Here is a 21,359-nt window from a genome sequence, read left to right as displayed (position 1 = left end):
CGGGCTCCCCGCGGTGGCCGAGCGCGACCACCGCCTGGTAGAGCGCGGCGTGGCCGGCATCGGCGAAGTCGGCGGGTTGAAGCCAGGCGGCGACCTGCGCCACCTGCCTGGGCGAGTCGACCAGCGCGCCGAGCAGCATCTCCTCGTTGCCGAGGACGGCCCGCTCTCGCCTCTCGTCACGGGCGATTGTCGGCGGATCCGGCAGCCGGTGGCGTCGGCGGGCATCGATGGGCGCCCCCCAGATGTCGGCCAGCTGGCGGATCACCGACCGCAGGACCCCGGTCAGCTCCACGGTGGCCTCCACCGACCCGCCCTCGGCGGCGGCCAGCAGCCGGTGGGCGTGCTCCTGAAGCGCTCGGCGCACCGCGGTCTCCAGCACCATCCGCCCGTAGGAGGCCGCGTGATCAGAGCGCGGACAGGCGGCGATCAGCGTGTGTCCGTAGGACGCCGAGAATCCCCGACTGGCCTCGGCCGCACCGGCCATGGCCTGAAGCGCCCAGTCGCGGCGCTCCTCCTTGCCGGCATCGGCGGCCAGGGAGCGGTGGCCGGTGGCGCGCTGGGCGAGCAGCACCGCGAACAGCGCACCGTGGGCAGGACGGTAGAAGTGGCGAGCCTCCAACCAGCCAGCGACCGCCTCCACTTGCCGGGGATCCAGGAGCAGCGCGCCGAGGAGTGCCTGCTCGGCCTCCAACTGGGGGTTCACGCGGCCTCCGGCGAGACGCCGCCGCCGGTGCGGGCCAGGAGACGGGCGAGGCGCTCGAGGTCCGCGACCAGCTGCGGGTCCTCGACGGCCACGGTGTCGGAGCCGGCCGTCAGGTGCCACGTGTCGCGGATCCGGGCGACCGGCAGGCCGGGCAGGCGCTCGGCGCTCAGCAGCTTCGTCACAGGTGTCCCCGCAGCCCGGTCGCCGGCGCGGACGGGCGCACGAAGTACGGTGCAGCGGGCGGGGCGGCCGGCGCCGCGTGGAGCGGGAACCCGGTGGCCGGGTCCACCGCAGACAGGCCCGCCAGCGGCTGCTTCCAGTGCTGATCGGTCCAGTCGTTGGCCTGCCGCTTGGTGGGGAAGGCCCCCTCGCGGATCGTGTACGTCGACTTCTCCTCGTCGACGGTCTCGATCTGCAGCAGGAACCGCCGCCCCGCTGCGCGAGGGTGCCGGTCGAACAGCAGCACCCAGGTGCGGTCCTTCGGGTACTGGGCGTACATGGCGTTGTAGCCCTGCAGCAGGTAGCGGTCGCGGGAGCGGCGGACCCGGTTCTCGATCAGGCGGGTCGTGCGGTCAGCCGGCCGGGAATCGGCGTACTCCCGCCCGCCGAGCAGCTGCACGGGCTCGCCGGACGCGAAGATCTGGTCCACCGGGTCCACGCCCTCCTCGCCCCGGCGCCGGGCCAGGGCCTGAGGGTCCGCGCCCCGGCCGACCAGCCAGTGCCCGGCCCAGGCGAACGTGGCCGCGGAGTTCGTGCGGATGCTGAACGTCTCCGCCTGCGGATCGCGGTGGACGTGCACGGCGAAGGCCCGCGGAGAGCCGGTCATAGAAGACGCGGCCGTCAGGTTCGCGGTGACGAGGAACTGATCGTGCCCGCCGGCACTGCGATGCTCGCTGACGACCTCGTAGAGGTCCCAGAAGAGCCGCATGTCGCGGTAGGCCGACTGCGACGCGGGGTCCGCCGCGCTGAAGCCGTCGAGGCCGTCAAGAATGTCCTTCACACGTCTCCTCAAGTCGGATCGAGTGGCAGGCGGAAGGGGCAACTGCCAGTCCGGAAAGGGCAGACGAGCACCATTTGCTGCTCACTCGACCGCCTCCCCGCTGCGGCAGGCGTAGGGGGAGCACCCGTCGGCCGGGCCGAACTCCAACTCGTCAGCGGAGAGCCGCTCCTGCAGGTCGAGCTGCTCACGGCGGGTCAGCTTGTCGATCGGCGCCTCGTCGAGCGGGACGCGTGAGCGGTGCAGGTACGCCTGCCCGAGCAGCTCGCGCCCCTCGGCGGTCGCCCTCGCGTTGCCGGCCCGGATCGCCCGGTCGAAGGCGACCACGTCCTCCCACTCCTCGGGCGATTCATCGCGAATAGCGCGCCACTGCGCATTCCCATGAAATGGACAACCAAGGCAACTGCTCTTCGGAGTGCTTTCCAGGCCATGCTCCGCCAGGAGCCCGAGGCAGTCCCCACGAGAAAGGCCCAGCTCGATCAGCGGGAACCTGTTCCTGGTGTACTTGACGTCGGCATCCTTCGCCCGATGGAACTCATCGGTGGAAATGCCGATCCACTGCTCGGCGAACACGCCGCGCGGCACCCGGACCGGATGCGGATAACCAAGAAGCCTGCGCACCTCGCGCTTAATCGGTTTAATTTTATACTCGGAAGTACACTGCCGCCGAGTCATGCCCGGAGTCCCATCCCGGTTGAGAATGTAGAGCGGCATGGACGCGAATCGGTGCGCCGGGTCGAGAGCATCGTTCCTGATGTTCCCGGAGGAGACGCGAAGAATCGGTATGCCCGCAGGCCGGGCTATCTCCCGCTCCACTCGGTCCAAATGCCGGTAGACTTTTTCCGGTTCCCAGCCTGTGTCCGAGAAAATGGCATAGTCGATTTTCGGAAGCTCACCCAGGGCGGAAAGAAGGAGCAGGGTGGAGCTTTGAACTCCGGCGCCCAGGCTGAGGGTCCGCATCGCCGGTTCGGTGGTCGTCTTCATACGGCCTCACCGACCTTGGCAAGAGCGCGCTCGGTGATGAGTACGGTCTGCCGGGAGGAGGCCGCGCCGATTTTGTCGGCGCCGGGTTCCTTGTACCAGGGGCGGAGCTGGAGAAGCGCGGGCTTGGTGCCGGTCGCGAAGAGCAGGGCGGTTCCCTTCCGCAGGCTTCGGATCTGGTCAGGCGGAAGAATTCGCTCCTGCCGCATGGAAGTTGACGTGGATCGGCCGGACTCGGAAGTGGAGTGGGAGACGGTCTCGACGTCGTGGTCGCCCACCAGGCGGCTCAATTTGTCGGCGAAATCCGCGTCATCGATTCCGGAGCCGATCAATTTGACAGTCGCGGCGGACCACATGGCGTCCATGCCCGCTTCTCCCCAGACTTTCTGACCTTGCCGATAGCTCTGAAGAATCGTGATCGGGATGACTCCACGGCTTCCCAGGTGGGAATACAAATCGGGCAAGTCTCCGATTTTGCAGACATTTGCGGCCTCGTCCAGGACGGCCAGCAGCGGCGGGGTCGAGACGGCCGCCGTCCCGCTCCGCTTGGATTACAGCGGTGCGCATGACGGAATCGGCTGCCGCAGCGATCAGCGCGCTCGCGCTGCCACCGCCATCCTTGGACAGTAGAAACAGACTGTCCTTGCGGACCACGAATTCTGAGGGCTTGAACTCGGGAAGTTCCGGCTGGGGGGTCACCCATGCCGATATTCGCGGGTCCAAAAGGCAGGCGGCGTACTGGCGGGCGGTCTCATAGATTCCATCGCGGGTCTCCACCGCGCCGCTGACCGTGCCCTGCAACTGATTGGCCACAGCAGTCATGTCGTGGGCCTTGAGAATATCGATCGGCGTTCGGTCGGCAGGCTGGGCGAGCCAGGAGAGAACGTCGGTGATTGGCCGCCGGTCGATTCCTGCGGCCAGAAAGAGGGCGCACAGGGTGTTCTGGGCGGCGGTGCTCCAGAAATCGCCGGCCGACGATTCGTCCACGGCTGCGGCGACGAAATGGCCGGCCAAACGGCGGGCGCCCGGCAGGTCCTTGGCGTCGGCCAGGATGTCCCACCACATCCCCTGGGGGGTGTGGGCGATCTGCTGGGGGTCCATGGTCCAGACCTGGCCGACCTCGGCGCGCGCCTCCAAGCACGCCGTGTAGGCGTCGCGGGCGGCTTTGTTCGAGGTCAGCAGGATCGGGCCCGGTGCGCGCAGGATCGCCGGCACGGCCATCGAGGTGGTCTTGCCCGACCGGGGCGCCATGATCGCGATCATGACGTCCTCCCAGTTGGAGCGGACCTCGGGTCCGCCCTCGCCGAGGCTGCCGAGCAGGACGCCGGTGTCGTCCGCGGCGATGTCCTTGGGCTTGGCCTTGGCCAGGCTCGGCCTCAAGTCCTGTGCCTTGGCGGTGATTTCTTTCGGCAGCAGCGCGGCCAGGTCGCGGGGGGTGGCGAGTCCGTCGGTCGGCTTGCGGCGCTTGAGCCAGAGGCTGATGCCGATGCCGGCGAGGAGCAGGGCGATCAGGCCGGGGGTGACACGGGCGCTGACGAGCAGCAGTGGCTGGTGGAGGTGAGGCCACAGCTGTGCGGGGTGGAGTGCGGAGGTGACCGGCTGGTACGGGGACCATGGGCCTTGCCCGGCAAGGGCGTTGGCGGTGTTGCCGCCGATCCAGGCGAGCGTTCCGTAGACGGCGAGGGCGCCGCCGGCGCCGATCAGCGTGTACAGGACGGCGTCGGTGCCGGGGGTGGCGGACGGGGATTTGGGCGTGGAGGCGGGAGGCAGGGTGGGGGGTCCTTGCAGAACGGTGAAGGGGGAACCCCTGCGCGAGAAGGGCCAGTTGGCGGGGCGCGGGGTGGGAGATGCGGGCCAAGGGCCCGGCGTCGCAGCTGGCCGGGGGAGGTCACCGGGCGGCGCGGGGTGGTAAAGCCGCAGCTAGGCCGGCGGCCGGTGAGTCTCAGGCACGCAGTGCGGATGCCTGACGGGCTGATGCGGCGGATGCTGCGGGCCGGTCGGCGCCGGGAAGGGGTGCGGGCGGGCTGGCGGGGCCGAGGCGGGTGGAGAGTGAACGGGCCGCGGTCATACGCTCGTCGGCTGGGATCGGCTCGACTGGGTAGTGATCGGGTTCTGTCGCGGCGGTTTCCTCGCTCAGCGCGGCGACGTCGTGGCCGAGTTGGGTGAGCTGCTCGCTGGCGTCCCGCAGCCGGTCCGACAAGGTTTGGGCGGGGCCACGATCGGCCTGGTTGGCGAGCTTCTGGGCGGCGGTGTCCACGACCGCGATGACTCGTTCGAGGAGTCCATACTGGGGATCGGTCAACCGGCCGAGGATTTCGCCGATGTCCTGGGCGTTCGCGTTGTAGACCTGGGCGGCGGCCGTGGTCAGCCGCGCTTCCAACAGCAGCCAGTCCGACTCGCGGAGGAGCGGTTCGGTGTGGGCACGGGGCAGCGGAGGGACGACGCGCGTGGTGTATCCGGCGTCCTGGAGCATCTGCTGGGCGAAGCGGATCCGCTGGAAGAGGTCGGCCGTGCCGTGGCCCTCGGCGGTGTAGATGCGGCTGCCGCCCTCGTTGACGAAGCCGGCCCGGTCGAGAATGCCGCAGCTGGCCGGGTCGGGAGCCTGTGCCCAGGCGCTCTGGCCAGGTGTGTTCTCGTTGGGGAGCCGGGCGAACACGATGTGGCCGGCGGAGGGGACGGTGGTGATGGGCGCTCCGTTCCACTGGGGGACTTGGTGGTGGGGGTCATCGTGAGCGGGCGCTGGCGGGCTCGGCGGTCACGGTGACGCCGTCGCCCTGAAGGACGGGCGCGCCGCCAGCCAGGGCGGAGACCGGGGAGCGGATGAGCGCGGCCTGGGTGCGGGCCTGGCCGCAGGTGATCTGCTCGGTCTGATGGTCGACCTGGTCGCCAGCGTCGGCCAGGCGCCAGGCGAGGCGGCTCAGCGTGGTGGAGTCGTCGAGGAGGGAGGTGTGCAGCGCGTCCTCGGTGAGTCCTTCCTTGTGGGCCCAGAGCGCGATGTCGCGCACGATCTCGGCCACGCGCGGGATCGGCCCTTGGGTGAGGAACAGCTCGCGGAGCAGCTGGGCGACGTCGTGGGGGTCGTCGACGTCGTGCATCGCCGTTCGCAGGTCGCTGAGCGCCTGGCCTGCTCGGCCGACGCAGTCACTGGCCCGGTAGTAGGGGTTCATGCCGGAGGGATCGGTGGTCAGGGTGGTGGCCTCATCGGGACGCGGCCGGGAGCCGGCCTGGGACTGGGCGGGAGATGGCCGTCGCAGGTGCATGGGGTGCGGGGACGGAGATCGGGATGTTCCGGGCGAGTGCTGCGGTGTGCCGCCGGGAGCCGGTGGTCTCCAGCTCGATGAGCTGGCAGACGGCCTTGGCCCGCGACGCATCGTTGTGCAGGCGCGGCAGGCGGCCGTCCAGGCGCATCATCGGGGCGACGATGCGCACCTCGTGGTCACCGGTCCGCAGTGCGATCCACCGGCATCCGGCCTCGTCGCCCGTTGGAGCGATTCCGGCGGCGGCCACTACGCGGCTCACGGCGCTCGCCCACGCCCCGTCGCTGAGGGGAACGCTGTCGGGATGGGTGCGCAGGGTGCACTGCCACACCTGCCGCGCGCGGCCGGGCCGGGCTGCGTCCTGGGCCGGGGCAGCGAACTGCCGCAGCGGGCCCTCCAGTTCGTCTACGAGCTGGTCCATGAGGGCGGTGCCGGGAACGGGGAGGTCGACATCGGGTCGCCAGGCCGCGATGGCATAGGGCCGGGGGTTGCCGCGGTTGACACAGTGAAGGTGAATGGCGTTCAGCAGGCCGAGGGTGTTCGCGTACCGGGTGATGAAGGGGATCACTGGTGCCGTCCTCCGGTCACCGGGTCCGCGGCCGGGGCGGGCCGGCCGGTACGGCGGTGGAGGTCGGAACCTGGACCGTGGCGGCGGCGACAGCGGAGGGCTCGCTCGTCGTGCGGCCTGCGGCGGCACTGGCACGGCTGGGGCCGTCCGGCCCCGGTGCGAGGTGCTGGCCGTGCACCAGGTCGATGATGTCCTGTGTGGCGGTGGGCCGGTGGCCTGCCGCGCGCAGGGCGCGTGCGGCGAGGGTGAGGCGCTCGACGTCGTATGCGGCGCCCATGCCGTACAGCAGCCGGTGGTAGGGGAAGCGGAACTCGGTGGTGAAGTCGACGACGAAGCCGGCCTGGTCGAGGAGATGACTGATCTGCGGACCGGCGGCCTTGTCGTACTCCGCTCTCACCTGTCCGTTGTCGTCGCGGCGGAAGTGCACCTGCGCGGCGTGTTCGGCTGTTGCGGGAGTCGAGAGGGCCGCTGGGCCGGTCGCAGACGTGGGTCTTGGTTCCTGGGCCGGTGCGGAGAGGGGCAGGCCCATGGCGCGCTCGCGAGCGGTCAGGGTGCGTACTTCAGCGATGCTGTCGCCGGCTTCCCGCTGCACATCGCCGAGTGCTTCGCAGACGTCGCTGTAGCGGTCGTAGAGCCGGTAGGCGGGCAGGGCCTGCTGGTCGTGGTGGGTGTCGTCGATACGCCGCCGGAACGTTTCTGCGGCGGCTTCTGCGACGCCGGTCAGGGCGTCCAGCAGGCCCTCGTCGCCGAAGACGGCGCTCAGGATGTGCGCGGTCTGTTCGTCGTTGGCCGTTCGCAGGCGCCGGGCGAGGCGTTCGAGGGCCTCGGCGGCGGCCGACCTGTCGTCATCGGTGTCGGCCGACCGGGGTGATGTGGTCAACGCTTCCCTTCGGCAGGCGGGTCGGGCAGTGGGATGCGGTAACCGGCGGCCAGCAGCAGGCCCGCGACTTGGGCGGCGCGTTCGCGCCTGTACGCGGCGGTGCCTGTTGGGGCGGGAGGCGGGTCGGCTGGACGGCCGGGGCTGGCTGTGTCGGGGGCGGGATGTGGCACGGGTCCTCGCGAAGGGTGGTGTCGGTGGTCCCGTCTGGCCGCATCGGCGCTGCGCCGTCAGCGTGCGCCGTGCGGTCGCCGGGCGTGTTCGGCCGGGGGACGAGTGGTGGCTGTCGCGGCCGGGGCTGGAGTGCCCGGCAAGGACGATGAGGTGAGGCGTGCTGCGCTGGCGCGCGTATACGAGAGCGGGTGATCGGTAGGCAGCGTTCGGATACTCTCGGGGACGTCGGCGAGCCGGACCGTGAGGTCGTAGAGAACCTCCGACGCTTCGTCGAGCAGGTCGTGGAGTTCGTCGGAATCCTCGGGGGCGTTGTCACGCACCCACTCGGCGCCGGCTTCGACCAGCTCCTGGACACGGGCGAGGACGCCTGAGTCCTCGGCGAACATCGCGGCGGCGATCTCGCCCGCGCCCTGGGCAGAGCTGGTGCCCTGCAGCCGACCGATGAGCGAGAGGACACCAAGGGCCGGGTCCGCCTCCTCCGGCGCCGGCGACGGTACGAAGGCGGGCTGGTCCGGTGGGGTACCGAGACTGGGGTCGAGGTGGACCGGGTAGCCGGCCGCCGTCAGCAGTACGGCGGCCTTGGTGGCTTCGGCGTTCTGCCACGCGACGCTCACGTCGAACATCAGGCGGTGCCAGTGTTCGCGGACGGCGCCGATCTCGATCCAGTGGAGATGGTCGAGGAGTTGGCGGGACAGGCGGTCGCCGCCCTCCGCGATGACTCCGGTGTGCGGGGCACGGCTGATGGTGACCGGGGGCAGGGCGGGCATCGGAACGTCAGCCGGCCGCGGCGATCACGGTGCTACCAGCGGGCTCGTGCCGGTCCGGCACCTCGCGGATGGCGGCAGCGGCGTTGCCGATCGCCTGGTGCAGCGCCCACAGCTGGTCGACGGCCGAGTACGCCGTGTTCCAGGCCGGCTGCTGGCGACGGGCGAAGACGGTAACGGCGGACAGGAGGTCGATCAGCCGCTCGAAGACGCCGTCGTCAACGGCGTTGAACTCCTCGAGGATGCTGTACACCTCCCTGGAGCCTGTAGCCGCGGACACCTGATCGGCGAGCCGGGAGATGGCCGCGGCGGCCTGCAGTACGTTCTGGTTGGGCAAGTCGTCCTCCTGGTAGGGCAGTTGTTGGTGTGGGCATCGGTGTTCGGCAGTGGCGGGCGAGCTCTTCGGGCAGGTCCGCGGGTTCGGCCTCGCGCTGGTCGATCCCCCGACGGCGAGTCGATGGTGCGAGGGCTGGTCGTCGGTCTCCTGCCGCTCGGTCTCGGCCGCCGGGGAGAGATAGGCGCCGGTCAGCGGGCGGACGCGCGTCACTAGTACGGGTTTTCGCTGGTCCGGGCGTCGGCGTCGTTGACGGCGGCGGCGAGCAGCTCGGGCAGGTCCGTCGGGCTCGCCTCGCGCTGGTCGATCCACCACGACGCCCGGTCCACGGTTCGGGCCTGGTCCTCGAGCTGCTGCCAGTCGCCTTCGTCGAGGCTGCCCTCGACCACCAGGACGCGGTAGGCGCCGGTCACGAGAAGGTGGCGGCACCGCTCGCCCCAGGGAACCGCCTTGGCGGGGCCGTCCAGCGGCGGCATCCGGTACTGCTCGGCCCACTCGGCGGCGGCCTGCTGTTCCTCGGCTCGCTTGTTCTTGAGCCATTCGGCGCGCTCGGCCTCGTCACCGGACTTCTCGGCGAGCCAGCACGCGCGGCACGCCCGGCCTTCGAGCCAGCGTGCGAACGAGGCGCGCTTGTCGGCCGGACGCTCGGACAGGTCGTGATCGACCTCGTGGCCGCAGGAGTGGGTGACGGTCCAGTTCTTCTTCACTGCCATGGAAAGGGGAAACCTCCAGGATGCTTGGGGTCAGCGGTAGTTGGCGTACGCCTTGCGGGGGTCGATGGCCGGCGCGGCGGCGGTGCTGTTCGCGGCTTCCGCGGCGCCGAGGGTGGCGCCGACCTGCACACGGCTGCTGCGGGCCAGGGCCGCGCGGGCCCTGGGGCTGGCCGCCGGGGCGGTGAGGGCGGGACGTGGGGAGCGGGCGGCGACGCCGGCCAGCTCCTTGCCCGTCGCGCTGAGCGTTGTGCTCGCCTGGGCGATGACCGCCTCGACACGCTCGGCGTCGAGGCTGGACGGGTCGGTGCGCAGCTGCTGCTCGATGCCTCGCAGCCGCGCGCTTATCTCGTTCATCATCGACACCCGGTCGTGGACCAGGGCATCGTCGCGCTGCTCACCGACGCTGGGCCGCACCTCGCGCTCGCCGGCGGGAACGAGGCGGGTGCCGAACGGGTCGAGGGTAGGGGCCTGCTGCTGCGGCGCTGCCTGCGGGCGAGGGGTCCGATCGGCCGCGGGGATGAGCCTGGTGAAGAACGGGTCCAGCGCCTGGGCCTCGGCCTGAGCGGGTGTGGGCGAGGGCGGGGTGCGCTCCATCGCGGCGATCAGCTTCGTGGCGAACGGATCGGTGGGCACGTACGGCTCGTCGAGCGGCTCGTACGCCAGATCGGTGGCGACCGTCAGCCCGGCCTTTCGCAGCTCGCGCACCGCGTCGGTGGCGCGCTCGGCGGCTTCGGGGCCCCGGCCCACGGTGTACATGTGGTCGTCGGCGCGGATGAAGCCGGCCTGCTGCAGCCTCGAGACGGCGAAGGGCTGGTCGCTGGGGACGGTGGCCACGACGCCGTGCCGCGGGTGGTTGCCGATGGTGACGTCGTGGCGGTGCGCGCTGGGGGAGGCGCTGACGACGACGGCATCGGGGCCGGCGGCCAGTGCCGAGGGGCTCGGCGGGCGGGTGGCGGGGGTGTAGTCGAAGGCCGGATCGGCGGACACCTTGACGCCCCGGGCGCGCATCGCGGCGACGGCCTGGCGGGCCTGCAGGAAGATGTTCTGGTCGGCGCGGCGCAGGACCATGTCCGTGCGGTCGGGCAGGGGACGGAACCCGAAGTCCTCCAGCACGCGGCGGGCGGCGGGGTCGTCGGCGATCGGGGTGGCGACGATGCCGTGTTCCGGGTGGCGGGTGACGGCGAAGTGCGGCTCGGCGGGGATGCGGTACTCCTCAAGACGGGCGGGGCAGCGGAGAGGTCAGCGGCGGGGAAGAGTGTTCGGCTGGGCCGGTGAGGGCGCTGTGGCCGGGCCGGGTGGCCGGTGGCCGGACCCTTGCTGGACAGCGCCGGACCGGGCGGCCACCGCCCGGTCGCTCACGGCCAGTTGGCCGGCACCGGCTGCCTCGATGGGCGGCGGGACAAGTTCGCGCCGCACCTCGGCCAGCCGTACCTGCAGGCGGTTGATGTCGAAGTGCGCGTCGGTCAGCGCGTTCACGACCTTGCCGCGCTGATCTGCGGGCAGGGTGTCGGCGCACCAGATGCCGACCTCGTCGATCATGTAGCTGAGTTGGGCCAGCGCCCCGCCCTCCACATCGACGGCGGTGCCCAGCCAGTCGGCGGCCAGTTCGCGGGACATGGCCCCGCCGCTGGTCCACGCAGGGGCACCGGGGTCCTGGCGGGCGCTGTCGGGGGACAGGTTGGTGGAATCGGAGGGGGAGGGCAGAGGAGGTCCTGTTCTGGTGGTGCGTCAGCGCCGGGCGGACGCAGGGATCGGAGTGACGCGGCCGGGCGCGAAGGGCACCGTGGACGGTGCCGCGCTCATACGCGCGGCACGGCTGCCGCGCGCGGCCAGGGCCCGCGCGCTGAGCGGAGGCGGTGTGGTGGTGTCGCGCAAGAAGCTGACGCGGAAGTTGCGGCGGGCCGCTCCCGCGTACCAATCGGCGTACTCGTCGGTGATGTTGAGGCCGCCGGTGGTGGTGTCGTGCCGGAGCATCACGTAGACGCCGGTCTGGTCCGTGCGACGGGCCAGCCACCACTCGATGCCGTCGCCGAAGTCGTGCCGTGCCTCGACCGCGAGCAGCCCCTGGGCGACTTCCTCGGCGGTTGGCCGGTCCGGCTCTCTCAGTCGACGGGAAGCCAGTGCCCTAACTGCCAGCGAGCGGGCCGCCGCGGTGTGGGCGTCGGCGTCGGGGAAGGGCGCGGTGTCCTGGAGCCAGGCGTAGTGGCGGACCAGGTCGGCTCCGCCCTGCGAGGGCGTGTGCCAGTTGCGGACCTCGAAGCCGGCGCCCAGCAGCTGGTCGATCACCCGGGCGGTGTTGCGGACCTGCTCCTCGTGCTCCAGCCGCAGGCTCTGGTGCCAGCCGCCGAACTCGGGGACCTGCCGCCAGAACCCGGCCTGGTAGAGGATCTCTCCGGCGCGCGGGCTCAGTCGCCCGGCAGGGACGGCGATCTCTCCGCGGTCGAAGAGGTAGCCGAAGGCGATGGCCCCGCTCACCGTCGCGTACCCGGGCTGGTGGCCGTCGGTGGCACGGGCAGCTGAGCGTGGGCCGGGGTGACCCGGGCCGAGTCCAGGCTGGTGCTGTCCTCGGGTGCCGGCGCGGCCGGGGAGGAGAGCGTCGCGGCGGCCTGCCGCGCGGTGATGGCGCTGGGTTTCGGCGGGTCGGCCTCCAGCGGCGCCAGGAGCTTGTCGAGGTCCCGCTCCAGCCGGTCGCGGTAGGCGACGTACTCCTCCAGCTTCGAGAGCGCCCCGTCGAGTTCGGCAAGCAGGGGATCGTCCACCCGCCGCCGGCCGTCGGTGATCCGGTGGAGCTGCCCCCGGTAGAACCCGCAGCCTTTCTCGATGGAGGCGAGCTCGCGGTGCGCCTCGATGAGGTTGCGGATGGCCGCGTCGGTGGCGGGGTCGTCCTCCCGTCCCCGGAAGGCGTCGACGCTGCCGAAGAGCCGCGTGAGGCGGTCGTCGAAGCGCGTCAGTTTGATGGCGGCGGCCACAGAACTCCCGGGGGATCGGTGTGAAGTCGGCCAGGGATGCCCGGACGCGGTGAAAGGGGAACTGCCGCCCGGCTCAGCGCCGACGGCCGGATACGGCAGGGACCTGGGCCGGAAGAGCACTGACCACCAGGCCCACCCGGTATCGGTCGGCGCCGGTGGCCAACTGGGCCGCTGCATTGCGGCGTCCGGCGCGATCGGCGTCGCGCTCGCGGGCCTCGATCAGCTCGGCGAGATCGGCCTCCAGCACATCGCGCTGCTCGGCCGCTTCCTCCAGCCGCTCCATCTGCGCGTCGGCCTCATCCAGCAGGGCGTCGTCGACGCGGCGCTTGCGGTCGAGGGCGTTGATCAGGCGGACCCGCTGGAACGCCGTTGTGGTCTCGGCGGCCACCAGGGAGCGGTGGGCCTGGAGCAGGCGGGCGGTGGCGGCGTCCGCGCGGGCCTCGGCGGCGTACAGGGCGGAGACGCTCTCGCCGAGCGCGGCCTCGAGGCGGGCGTCCAGGCGGGTGAGAGTGATGGGCAAGAAGTCCTCCGGGAAGGGCGGGAGTTGATGGGAAGCAGTGGTGCGGGCAGCGGATCCGGAAGCAGCCGAGCAGCGCAGCGTCAAAACGGAGCCCTCGAGTACGAGACCGGCCGGGCCGGCGCTGGCAGCGCGGAAGCAGGCTGCTCGGCCGCGAGGGCGACCTGGGTGCTGCGCGAGGAGACGGTGCGGGCAGCGGCGCGTCGCGGGCTGCCGGGGACGGGCGGCGTGCTCGCGTACCCGAAGGCGGCCCACTCGGCTCGGGCGCTGTCCAGATTGGGGTGCCGGCTGATCCCGTAGGCGCCGCCGCCCTCGGTGTAGAACGTGGCCGAATCGCCGCTGGCCGGGTAGCTGCCCAGCAGTTCGATCTCACCGAAGTGGCCCTGGTGGTGGGCGTGCAGGACCAGGTGCCCGTTGGCGACGTCCGCACTCACCAGGTGGACCCAGGCGGTCCGGCTCCAAATGGCCTGCGGCGGCCCGGCCTCCACCCACGGCGGCCGGCTCTCCACTCGCCGGCGCTGCTCGACGGTGCTGTAGACGCGGGTGAGGCCGTAGCCGGCAGCGGCCAGCAGCCTTCGCGCATCGTTGATCTGACGCTCGGCGGTCGAATCGTCCGTGTCGCGGCGGATCCGGTGCAGTTTGAGGCGGTCGTCGCGCACCAGACCGGCCTGCTCCAACCAGTAGGCGCTGCGCCGGTCGCCGGGCTCGGCAACGATAGTGCCGAGCTCGGGCAGGTGGGCGATGGTGACATCGAGGCTCATGAACCCTCCGATCTATGTCTGCCGTCTCGCGGGTTCGATCCGGGTGCGTTGGGAAACGGGCGAGGTGGGCAGCACGGCCCTTATGCCGCGCCGGCCGCCGATTCGCCTTTCAGGCCATGCGGGCGTCGGTGTCGTACAACTGCCGCTCGGCCGGGTGGAGGAGGTGCTGCACAACGAAGCCTCTACTGGCCACCTTCCACAGCCCGCGCCCTCTGTTCAGGTTGGCGATGGCCTGGGTCTCGACACCGGTCAGACCCAGAAGTCCTGCGGTGGCGGCGAGTTGGTCGGCTTCCTGCCGGTAGATGATGCGGGTGGAGCAGTCGGTGAGCAGGCCCTCCGCGATAGCCCGGCCGCGGGATCCGGCATCGCCTGCCGACAGCAGGTCCGAAAGGCGGTGGATCACCAGCATGTTGGCGATGCCAAGCCCTCTGGACAGCTTCCAGTTGGACTGCATGCGCTCCAGCAGCGGCAGGTGGCGCAGCACACGCCACGCCTCGTCGTAAATCACCCACCGTCTTCCCGATCCGGGGTCGGCGAGTGCTGCCTCCATCCACGCGGATGCGCACGTCATGGCGAGGACCAGGCCGGTGTCGTCGCCGGAACTGCCAAGGCGGGAGAGGTCGATGGTCATCATCGGAGCCCGCGCGTCGAACGTCACGGTGGACGGGGCGTCGAACATGCCGGCCAGGTCTCCGGCCACCATGCGGCGCAGTGCGTGGGCAAGGTCCTCGGCGGCGGCGCCTAGCCGCCGGGAGGGGTCGCCGTGCGCGTCGTCCAGGCGGTGCGGGCTGCCGAGCAAGGCGGCGACATCGCCCAGCAGTGGGACGCGGCCGGCGGATTCGGCCTCGGCGACGACGGTGTCGAGCCCGATGTCCAGTGCGGTGTGCTCCATGGGAGCCAGGTCCCGGCCCAGGACCGTGCGGGCGAGGGAGGCCAGCAGCAGGAGTCGGCGCTTGCGGACTTCGATGTCCCACGTCTGCTCGTCCGCCCCGGCGGGAGCGGGCGGCGCGTCCAGCGGGTTGAGCTTGCCCGGCATGCCGGGGCCGAGCGCGATCGTCCGGCCGCCCAACTCGGCCGCGACGGACGTCCACTCACCCTTCGGGTCGCACGGGACATACACGCGATATCCGAACGAAATCGACCGCAGGGCAAGGGACTTGGCGAGGGCGCTCTTGCCCATGCCGATCACGCCGGCCAGCAGCACATTCGGGTTCGTATAACCTTCAACTTTTCCGTAGAGTGCGAACGGGTCGAAGACGAACGACGCTTCCGCGTGCACGTCGCGGCCTATGTACATGCCGGTCGAGCCGAGTCCGCCCTCGGCCATGAACGGGTAGGCAGCGCCCGCGACGGCGGTGGTCATCCGGTGCGCGGGGAGCCTGAGTCTTCCGCCGCGCAGGGAGGCGGGGCCGGGCCGGCCGGAGGCGGGGTAGATGGGGCGGACGTCGAGGTCGCTCTCGACGTCCGCGCGCTTGCGCACGGGCCGGCGGGCGTCGCGTGCCTGGTGGCGGGCGTCGACGAGGTCGCGCTTGGCCTGGCGCCGGGCTGTGCGGTCAGCCTTGGCGGGGGTGAACAGCGCGCTGGCGCTGGCTCGCAACGGTGGTTCTCCTAACGGTTGTTGGCGGGATGGGGGAGTCAGTGGCGGACGAGGCCGGTGAACCCTGAGCGCAGGTCGGCGGGGGTGGCGACGTGCCGCACGCGGGCGGAGGTGGCCATGTGACGCTGGCAGATCGTCAGTCCAGGAGCGCCTTCGGGCAGGCGCAGGGCGCATGCCTCGCGTGTGGGCAGCCGGCCGTCCGCGCGCGCGGAGGCGTGGTAGGCGTCGTGGAGGTGCTCGGCGGTCTGCCACAGGCGGATCCGGGCGGCGTGCAGGTGGTCGCCTGCCCGCTCGGCGACGGGCCGGGTGGTGTCTGTGCGGGCGTCGAGCAGCGCGTACAGGGTGCTGACGTGGGCGTGGAGCGCATCGAGTTCGGCGCGGGAGGCGGGCTCGTCGTCCGGCACGCTGGTGTGGTGGTGGACCTCGATCGCCGAGGTGGCGAAGCGCATCAGGTCCGGTGCGGTGGGGTGCGGGTGCTGCACGGGGGTTGCCCTTCTTTAGAGTCGGGCCAGCGGCAGGGCGGCGACGGTCATGGCCTCGGCCTGCTGCAGCTCCAGCAGCCGCAGGTCCAGGCCGGCGTTGACGGCCGCGGTCTCGATGGAGGCGCTCGCGGCGCGCAGCTCCTCGGCGGTGTCGGCGGAGATGACGAGCAGTCCGGTGAAGTCGACGTCCGAGTGGCCGGCGATCAGCTGGCGCTCGCGGGTCTTGACGTCGGCGTACTCCATGCCGTCCGCCTCGCTTTCGACCTGGCCCTTGCGTACGCGCTCGGCCGCGTCGGCGACGATGGTGGCCTTCTGGCGCTGCACGTCGCGCAGCGCGGCCTCAAGGGCCTTGGGGTTGTAGCTGAGGGAGAGGCTGCGGCGCACGCCAGAGGCGAAGAGCACCTGGTGGAGGAAGCCCGCGCTGGTCTCGGTCCTGGGCCACTGCTCGACCCAGTACACGACGTGGTGGGCGGAGTCGGTACGGAGCTTGGTCTGCTCTTCGACGAGCACGACCGGGCCGGCGGCGGCCGGGTCAGCCTGGGCATGGCCGTTCTCGGACCAGCGGGTGAGGGCGGCCAGGGAGTGCGGGTCGTAGGCCGTGCGAATGGTCGCGGCGATCTCCTGAGCGGTGAGCCAGCCGCCAGGAACCAGGCCGGCACCGCGCAGGGACTGGTCGAGACTGCCAGTGATCTGGGAGAGGACGGCGAACGCACCACTCAGGCCGCCGCCCGCCTGGCCGATCAGGCGGCGGGCCGCCTTCAGGTCCAAGGCGATGGCGATGTAGCACTCATGAGGAGCCGCGGCAGGCCCTGCGGCGTCGAGCAGGTCCTGGTAGATGGGACCGGCGACGGGGATATCGGGGTGGCCGTGCTCGGCCCAGTAACGCTGCAGGGAGTCGCCGGAGTCCGGGACGGTCCGCTCGATGACCTGGATGGTGCGAATGTGCCCGGACCGGGAGAGCGCGGCCAAAGTGCGGCCCCAGCCAGCCACGTTCGCGTTCTGGGTCGAGGTGTCGAGCAGGGCGAACGCCCGGGAACTGACACGGGTGACGGCGGTGAGGGTGCCGGCCTTCGGGTCGTGGACGGCGCCGATGGTCCCCGAGGGGTTGGTGACGGCGCGCAGCGAGGCGGCGGTGCCCGGCAGATGGAGCAGGCCCTCGCGACGGGGCCGCGTGGAGGGCCGGGCGAGCCAGACCAACTGGCCCTGGGTGCGGCGCAGCCAGTAGCGGATGGCGATCGGCGCCCAGTCGGCCACAGACCTGCCGTGGTAGCGGATCACGACGATGGCGGCGGCCACAGCCCACAGCGGGGTGAACTGGACGGCGCCCACGATGCCGCGGGTCATGAGGGTGGCCAGCAGGACGGTGCCGGTGAGGACGGTGACGATCAGCTGGGGGGCGGTGAGGCCGAGCAGCACGCCGCGGCGCGATCTGCTGGGGAACTTGACCGTGGTCGGGATCTCGTCAGGGGCGATGGAGGTCAGAGCGGCTCTCTCGTTGCACGTGAAGGGGCGGGGGCCGGCCGCCGCGGAGCTGGGCTGGCGCCGAGGCGGCCGGGCGTGGAACCGGGACGGGGAGGCCGCGGCAGCGCCCGGCGGTACGGACGGGACGCTGCCGATGGCAGGTCAGGAGGCGGGCGGGCCGGGGTAGGTGAAGCGTCCGGCTCCAGAGGCGGCGGGCGCCTTGACCGGCTCCGGCGGTGCGGCGATGACCGGGTCGAAGGCAGGGCCGGGCGAGGCGGAGCCGCCCGCCGGGGCACGGTAGGACGCTTCGGCGACCGGGGCGCCCGAACCTGCTGCCGCGGCGGCTGTCGCCGGGATCGCACCCGCGCGGGTTGCCGAGCCGCCGCCAGAGGCAGGGGCGGGGGCAGCCCCGGCGGTGGGAGTGCCGGGCCTGGTGATCAGGGGCTTGCCCTGGTCGCCGTCGGTGGGCGGCGCCGGAGGCCGGGTGATCAGCGGCAGACCACCGTCGCCGCCGCCGCTGCGGGTGGGGGCTCCGAACTTGAACGAGGTCTGCGTCGGACCGGACGAGGAGTTCGAGCCAGCGCCGTCCATGCCGGGGATGCTGTCCGGGCCCTGGGGGGATCCGATGGCGGCGGCCTTGCCCGCGCCGCCCGCGCCCATCGCCATGCTGCCGGCCTGCTTGGCCGCGCCTTGGGCGACCTGGAGCCCGGCCGACATGGAACGGTGCATGTCGTGCGCTTGCGAGTCACCGGCCCAGTGGATGAACTTGTAGATCGCGAACGGCGACAGGAGCACCAGGGCCATGACGACGATGCCGGCGATGACGTCCGAGAGCGCCTGGAGGCCGTCGGTGGACTTCGTTTCGCCGAGCGCCGAGATGCCGAGCAGGAGAATGATCGTCATCACGAGCTTGCTGAACACGAGGGTGGCGGTGGCCTCGATCCAGCGCTGGCGCCAGCTGCGGGTTGGCTCCCAGCCGCCGCCGGCTCCGGCCAGCGGGGCGAGCACGACAAGGGCGAGGATGGACACCTTGCGGAAGACCATCATTCCCCAGTAGAGGAAACACCCCACCGCGCAGCCGAGCGCGACCACGGCGGGGATTCCCCAGCCGAGCGGGTTGGTCATGGCGATCTCGCTGACCTTGACGATGCGCCTGACCGCGTCGGATGTCGAGGAGTTGGCGATCTGGAACAGGCCCTTCGACAGGGCGTCGACCACGGTGATGGCGACGCCCGTGAAGGCGATGGCGGTGAAGGAGAAGATGACACCGCTCACCGTGCCCATCAGGGCCTGACTGAGGGCCTGTCCGTCGCGTTTCCAGGCCGCGCGCGCCAGTTGGAAGCAGAAGGTCATGATCAGCATGACCAGCGACATCGAGAGGACGACGGCGTAGTTGTCGCGGAACCATGAGGCGTTCAGGTCGATCGAGGTCGTGTTGTCGACGGCGCGCGAGGCCAGGTCGACGGCGGACTGCGCCAAGTCCCCGCAGGACTTCGCGATCCAGTTGCCGATCGAGGTGGTGATGGAGTCGCCGATGCCGCCGGACACGGCGTCGCAGATCAGGCCGGCACCGGGCAGGTCGCAGAACCCTATGGCGGATTCACCTCCTTATATATAGGGGACAGTTGTCAGAGGTAGACGGTGGGGGCGATGGCCGCGAGCGCGCAGTCCTGCGAGGGCCGGCACTGGACGGCCACGGTGATGGCGCGGTCCTCCGCGCCATTCCCGCCGCCGTTCCACGTGATCGCCTGCGATCCGGTGACCGTGACCGCGTAGATGTACGCGGTCATCAGGGCGGACGGGTTCTGGGCGATGGCCGCCTGGAACGAGGCCGGCAGATGCGCCTCGGCAACGGTGCCGGTCGCGTACTGGCCGTTGTCGGCCATCCGGCTCCACAGCACCGGATCGGGCACCTGCCCCTCGACGGACGCCGGGTCCGCGTACTTCGACTCCGGCGTCAGCCACAGCCGCAGGCCGTTGACCTGCTGGGCCTGGGTGAGGTGGCGGGTGTCGTAGGACCACAGCACGGTGGCGAACGCCTTGGCGAAATCGGTGGGCGACGTGGTGTGCGGGGGCCGCGGCACCGACGGGACGGCGGCGTCGGACGGTGCCGCTGAGGTGGACGGCGCCGAGGGCGAGGAGACGGCGGTGGGGCTGGAGGCGGGCGAGGCGGAAGCTGCGGGGTGGCCGGTGTGGCCGCCGCCCGCCAGCCGGGCGACGAGCCCGGCCAGCAGAGCGACGACCAGCAGCACACCCAGCCCGATCAGCATGCGACGGCGGACGATCGCACCATCGCCCTGCCCGAACTGGGAGTTGGGCATCAGTGGACCTGCGTTCCCATGGTGCTGAAGAACGCCACAATCCCGTTTGCCGCGCCGAGCAGCAGGGCGCAGCCGGCGGCCGTCATGGCGCCCTGCTTGCCCTTGGCCTCGGCTCCGTGGGATCCACTGTGGTGACCCCAGGCCCACACGAGGCCGGACACGCACATGGCACCGACCACCGCGATCACCGCGAACAGGTTGATGGAGTTGACGACGGTCTTGAGCACGCTGAGGCCCGGCAGGCCGCCCTCGGCGGGAGCGATGCCCGGGTCATAGGCGAGCTGGCGCACCGCGTCGGCGAGAAGCATGGACAAAAAGGGCACTCCTGGGGGTAAGAGGGCGCGGCAAGGCGCGAGTTGGCGCGAGCCGGTGAAGGTGAAGAGGGGAGTGGGAGAGGTCAGCCGACGATGCGGCGGGCGGCGACGAGCCCAGGCGACCATTCGGTGAGCGGGGCGATCCGCACCACGTCGGTGGTGTGCGGGGCATGCACCACCAGGCCGGAGCCGATGTACATGCCCACATGCTCGGGCCCGCGGGGGCCCGGTTCGAGGAACAGCAGGTCCCCTGGTCGCAGTTGGTCGGCACTGACCGCACTGCCCTCGGTGACCTGGTCGTACGTTTGGCGGCCGAGCGTCACGCCGCCCGCCTTGTACGCCTGCTGCGTCAGGCTCGAGCAGTCACAGCGGCCCATCGGATCGGGGCCGTGCGCGGCGGTGCAGCTGCCGCCCCACTGGTAGGCGGTGCCGAGCTGGCCGAGGGCGAAGCGGATCGCGTTCTGCACGGCCGGTGGCGCGTCGGTGGGAATCGTGTAGCCGACCGGCAGTAGGCCGGGTGGGATGGATCCCCACTTCGTCGAGCCGTCCGGCGCAGGACAGTTGCCCGCCGAGGACGGGACGGCGGGCGCGCTCGGCACGCTGCTCGAGCCCGCGGACGGGGAGGGCGATGGACTGGAAGGGGCGGCGGTCGGGCCGATCGCCTTCACGAGGGCCTGCTGCAACGCGCTCGCCAAGCTCTCCCACTTCGCGTACGCGTCCGGATAGCCGGAGTGCTGGACCGCCTGGGCGGCCTGGGTCAACGGAAGGTCCTGCCAGCCCGAGACCTTGAGCAGCGCCTGATAGAACGCCGTTGCGGCGTAGTCCGGTTGGCTGATCTGCGCGGGAGTTCCCCAGCCCTGTGAGGGCCGCTGCTGGAATAGGCCGATCGAATCCCGGTCTCCGCCCGGTAGGTTCTGCAGCCCGGACTCCTGCAGCGCGGTCGCCAACGCGATGACCTGCCCGCGAGCGGGCACCTGCAACTTGATGCCGGTCTGCACGATGACCTGCGCGAAGGGGATCTGCACGGACGGCAGGTCGAGGCCCTGGATGGCGGTGGACCCGGGCGACTGCCCGGCGAGGATCGCCTTCACCGCGGCGTCGACCGCGGTGCTGTCCACAGGAGAAGTCACACCTGTGGACGACGAGCACGCGGCGGCGGCGTTCCCGGCCACCATCAGCACCACCGGCAGGCCGAGCGCGACGGGGCCGAGCGCGACGACCCCGACCACGGCCGCGACCGTCTTGCCGCTCATCGGTTCCCCGCCAGGACACCCCCCAGAGGATGCGGAGATATATCCGGCGGGCGGGCGACGGACAGGCCGGTAACCGGCGGCTGGACGATAGAAATAGCGATCTCCGATCGTTCGGTTCGAGGGTTTCTGGCATGCCGGGAAGGGCCCCGTCAAATGACATCGGGGCCTCTTTGTTGGAATGCGGAAAGGAAACCTTGGGTGCGGGACGGGAGCCCGCTTGGCACGGCAAGGTCGAGATCGGCGGAAAAGCTGGTCAGTGCGAAACGGGCATGGGAGTCCCCTGATGGGAGTGGGTGGATCCGGCATACCGGCTGGT

Annotated in this window: 24 protein-coding genes and 1 pseudogene; 1 reads left to right on the top strand and 24 read right to left on the bottom strand. The window is 71.3% G+C overall.

Features of this window, described 5'->3' with window-relative positions; all coding sequences use genetic code 11:
* Positions 1-227: 227 nt before the first annotated feature.
* Positions 228-350, top strand: a complete 123-nt coding sequence (locus P3T34_RS17785; RefSeq protein ID WP_280667010.1) for a hypothetical protein — start codon at positions 228-230, stop codon at positions 348-350.
* Positions 351-699: 349 nt separating this feature from the next.
* On the opposite strand, the gene P3T34_RS17780 is transcribed toward P3T34_RS17785, so the two are convergent.
* From P3T34_RS17780 to P3T34_RS17665, 24 genes and pseudogenes are all read right to left on the bottom strand, one after another.
* Positions 700-885 (bottom strand): hypothetical protein, encoded by a 186-nt coding sequence (locus P3T34_RS17780; protein WP_280667009.1) that lies wholly within the window; start codon positions 883-885, stop codon positions 700-702.
* Positions 882-1,703 carry a hypothetical protein gene (locus tag P3T34_RS17775; protein WP_280667008.1) on the bottom strand — a complete coding sequence of 274 codons (822 nt, stop codon included), beginning with the start codon at positions 1,701-1,703 and terminating at the stop codon, positions 882-884. The genes P3T34_RS17780 and P3T34_RS17775 overlap by 4 nt, the downstream gene beginning before the upstream one ends.
* Positions 1,704-1,784: 81 nt before the next feature.
* Positions 1,785-2,618, bottom strand: a complete 834-nt coding sequence (locus tag P3T34_RS17770) for a hypothetical protein (RefSeq protein WP_280672193.1) — start codon at positions 2,616-2,618, stop codon at positions 1,785-1,787.
* A 62-nt stretch (positions 2,619-2,680) separates the two neighbouring features.
* Positions 2,681-4,451: pseudogene (locus P3T34_RS17765) on the bottom strand (TraM recognition domain-containing protein).
* 172 nt (positions 4,452-4,623) lie between these two features.
* On the bottom strand, positions 4,624-5,337 hold the full coding sequence (locus tag P3T34_RS17760; protein ID WP_280667007.1) for a hypothetical protein: 714 nt from the start codon (positions 5,335-5,337) through the stop codon (positions 4,624-4,626).
* Between the two features lie 67 nt (positions 5,338-5,404).
* Positions 5,405-5,848: a hypothetical protein gene (locus tag P3T34_RS17755; protein ID WP_280667006.1), complete on the bottom strand. Its 444-nt coding sequence runs from the start codon at positions 5,846-5,848 to the stop codon at positions 5,405-5,407.
* A gap of 31 nt (positions 5,849-5,879) precedes the next feature.
* Positions 5,880-6,506, bottom strand: a complete 627-nt coding sequence (locus P3T34_RS17750) for a hypothetical protein (protein ID WP_280667005.1) — start codon at positions 6,504-6,506, stop codon at positions 5,880-5,882.
* A gap of 16 nt (positions 6,507-6,522) precedes the next feature.
* Entirely contained in the window at positions 6,523-7,386 is an 864-nt protein-coding gene (locus P3T34_RS17745; protein ID WP_280667004.1) for a hypothetical protein, read from the bottom strand.
* Positions 7,387-7,613: 227 nt separating this feature from the next.
* Positions 7,614-8,324 (bottom strand): hypothetical protein, encoded by a 711-nt coding sequence (locus P3T34_RS17740; protein WP_280667003.1) that lies wholly within the window; start codon positions 8,322-8,324, stop codon positions 7,614-7,616.
* A 7-nt stretch (positions 8,325-8,331) separates the two neighbouring features.
* Complete coding sequence (locus P3T34_RS17735; RefSeq protein WP_280667002.1) at positions 8,332-8,868, bottom strand: hypothetical protein; 537 nt, start codon at positions 8,866-8,868, stop codon at positions 8,332-8,334.
* Positions 8,868-9,368 carry a hypothetical protein gene (locus tag P3T34_RS17730; protein WP_280667001.1) on the bottom strand — a complete coding sequence of 167 codons (501 nt, stop codon included), beginning with the start codon at positions 9,366-9,368 and terminating at the stop codon, positions 8,868-8,870. The genes P3T34_RS17735 and P3T34_RS17730 overlap by 1 nt, the downstream gene beginning before the upstream one ends.
* Positions 9,369-9,398: 30 nt before the next feature.
* The gene (locus P3T34_RS17725) at positions 9,399-10,481 is read right to left on the bottom strand and encodes a hypothetical protein (protein ID WP_280667000.1); all 1,083 of its coding nucleotides are present in this window, start codon (positions 10,479-10,481) and stop codon (positions 9,399-9,401) included.
* A 126-nt stretch (positions 10,482-10,607) separates the two neighbouring features.
* Complete coding sequence (locus P3T34_RS17720; RefSeq protein ID WP_280666999.1) at positions 10,608-10,985, bottom strand: hypothetical protein; 378 nt, start codon at positions 10,983-10,985, stop codon at positions 10,608-10,610.
* A gap of 111 nt (positions 10,986-11,096) precedes the next feature.
* On the bottom strand, positions 11,097-11,843 hold the full coding sequence (locus P3T34_RS17715) for a hypothetical protein (protein WP_280666998.1): 747 nt from the start codon (positions 11,841-11,843) through the stop codon (positions 11,097-11,099).
* Positions 11,840-12,337, bottom strand: coding sequence for a hypothetical protein (locus P3T34_RS17710; RefSeq protein ID WP_280666997.1), 498 nt, complete (start codon positions 12,335-12,337; stop codon positions 11,840-11,842). Before P3T34_RS17710 ends, P3T34_RS17715 begins: the two co-directional genes overlap by 4 nt.
* Before the next feature lie 73 nt (positions 12,338-12,410).
* Positions 12,411-12,857, bottom strand: coding sequence for a hypothetical protein (locus tag P3T34_RS17705; protein ID WP_280666996.1), 447 nt, complete (start codon positions 12,855-12,857; stop codon positions 12,411-12,413).
* An 80-nt stretch (positions 12,858-12,937) separates the two neighbouring features.
* Positions 12,938-13,615: a hypothetical protein gene (locus P3T34_RS17700; RefSeq protein ID WP_280666995.1), complete on the bottom strand. Its 678-nt coding sequence runs from the start codon at positions 13,613-13,615 to the stop codon at positions 12,938-12,940.
* 109 nt (positions 13,616-13,724) lie between these two features.
* Entirely contained in the window at positions 13,725-15,212 is a 1,488-nt protein-coding gene (locus P3T34_RS17695; RefSeq protein ID WP_280666994.1) for an ATP-binding protein, read from the bottom strand.
* Positions 15,213-15,250: 38 nt separating this feature from the next.
* Positions 15,251-15,694 (bottom strand): DUF6238 family protein, encoded by a 444-nt coding sequence (locus P3T34_RS17690; RefSeq protein WP_280666993.1) that lies wholly within the window; start codon positions 15,692-15,694, stop codon positions 15,251-15,253.
* 15 nt (positions 15,695-15,709) lie between these two features.
* Entirely contained in the window at positions 15,710-17,167 is a 1,458-nt protein-coding gene (locus tag P3T34_RS17685; RefSeq protein WP_280672191.1) for an SCO6880 family protein, read from the bottom strand.
* A 150-nt stretch (positions 17,168-17,317) separates the two neighbouring features.
* Entirely contained in the window at positions 17,318-18,703 is a 1,386-nt protein-coding gene (locus P3T34_RS17680) for a type IV secretion system protein (protein ID WP_280666992.1), read from the bottom strand.
* Between the two features lie 80 nt (positions 18,704-18,783).
* Positions 18,784-19,476, bottom strand: coding sequence for a hypothetical protein (locus tag P3T34_RS17675; RefSeq protein ID WP_280666991.1), 693 nt, complete (start codon positions 19,474-19,476; stop codon positions 18,784-18,786).
* On the bottom strand, positions 19,476-19,784 hold the full coding sequence (locus P3T34_RS17670; RefSeq protein WP_280666990.1) for a DUF6112 family protein: 309 nt from the start codon (positions 19,782-19,784) through the stop codon (positions 19,476-19,478). Before P3T34_RS17670 ends, P3T34_RS17675 begins: the two co-directional genes overlap by 1 nt.
* Positions 19,785-19,873: 89 nt before the next feature.
* Complete coding sequence (locus P3T34_RS17665; RefSeq protein WP_280666989.1) at positions 19,874-21,043, bottom strand: C40 family peptidase; 1,170 nt, start codon at positions 21,041-21,043, stop codon at positions 19,874-19,876.
* Between the last annotated feature and the right edge of the window lie 316 nt (positions 21,044-21,359).

Origin of the sequence: Kitasatospora sp. MAP12-44 (assembly GCF_029892095.1) — a bacterium.
In the GTDB taxonomy this organism is placed as follows: domain Bacteria; phylum Actinomycetota; class Actinomycetes; order Streptomycetales; family Streptomycetaceae; genus Kitasatospora.
Note: the sequence above shows the minus strand (reverse complement) of the source record. Positions and strands in the feature narration are given on the sequence as shown.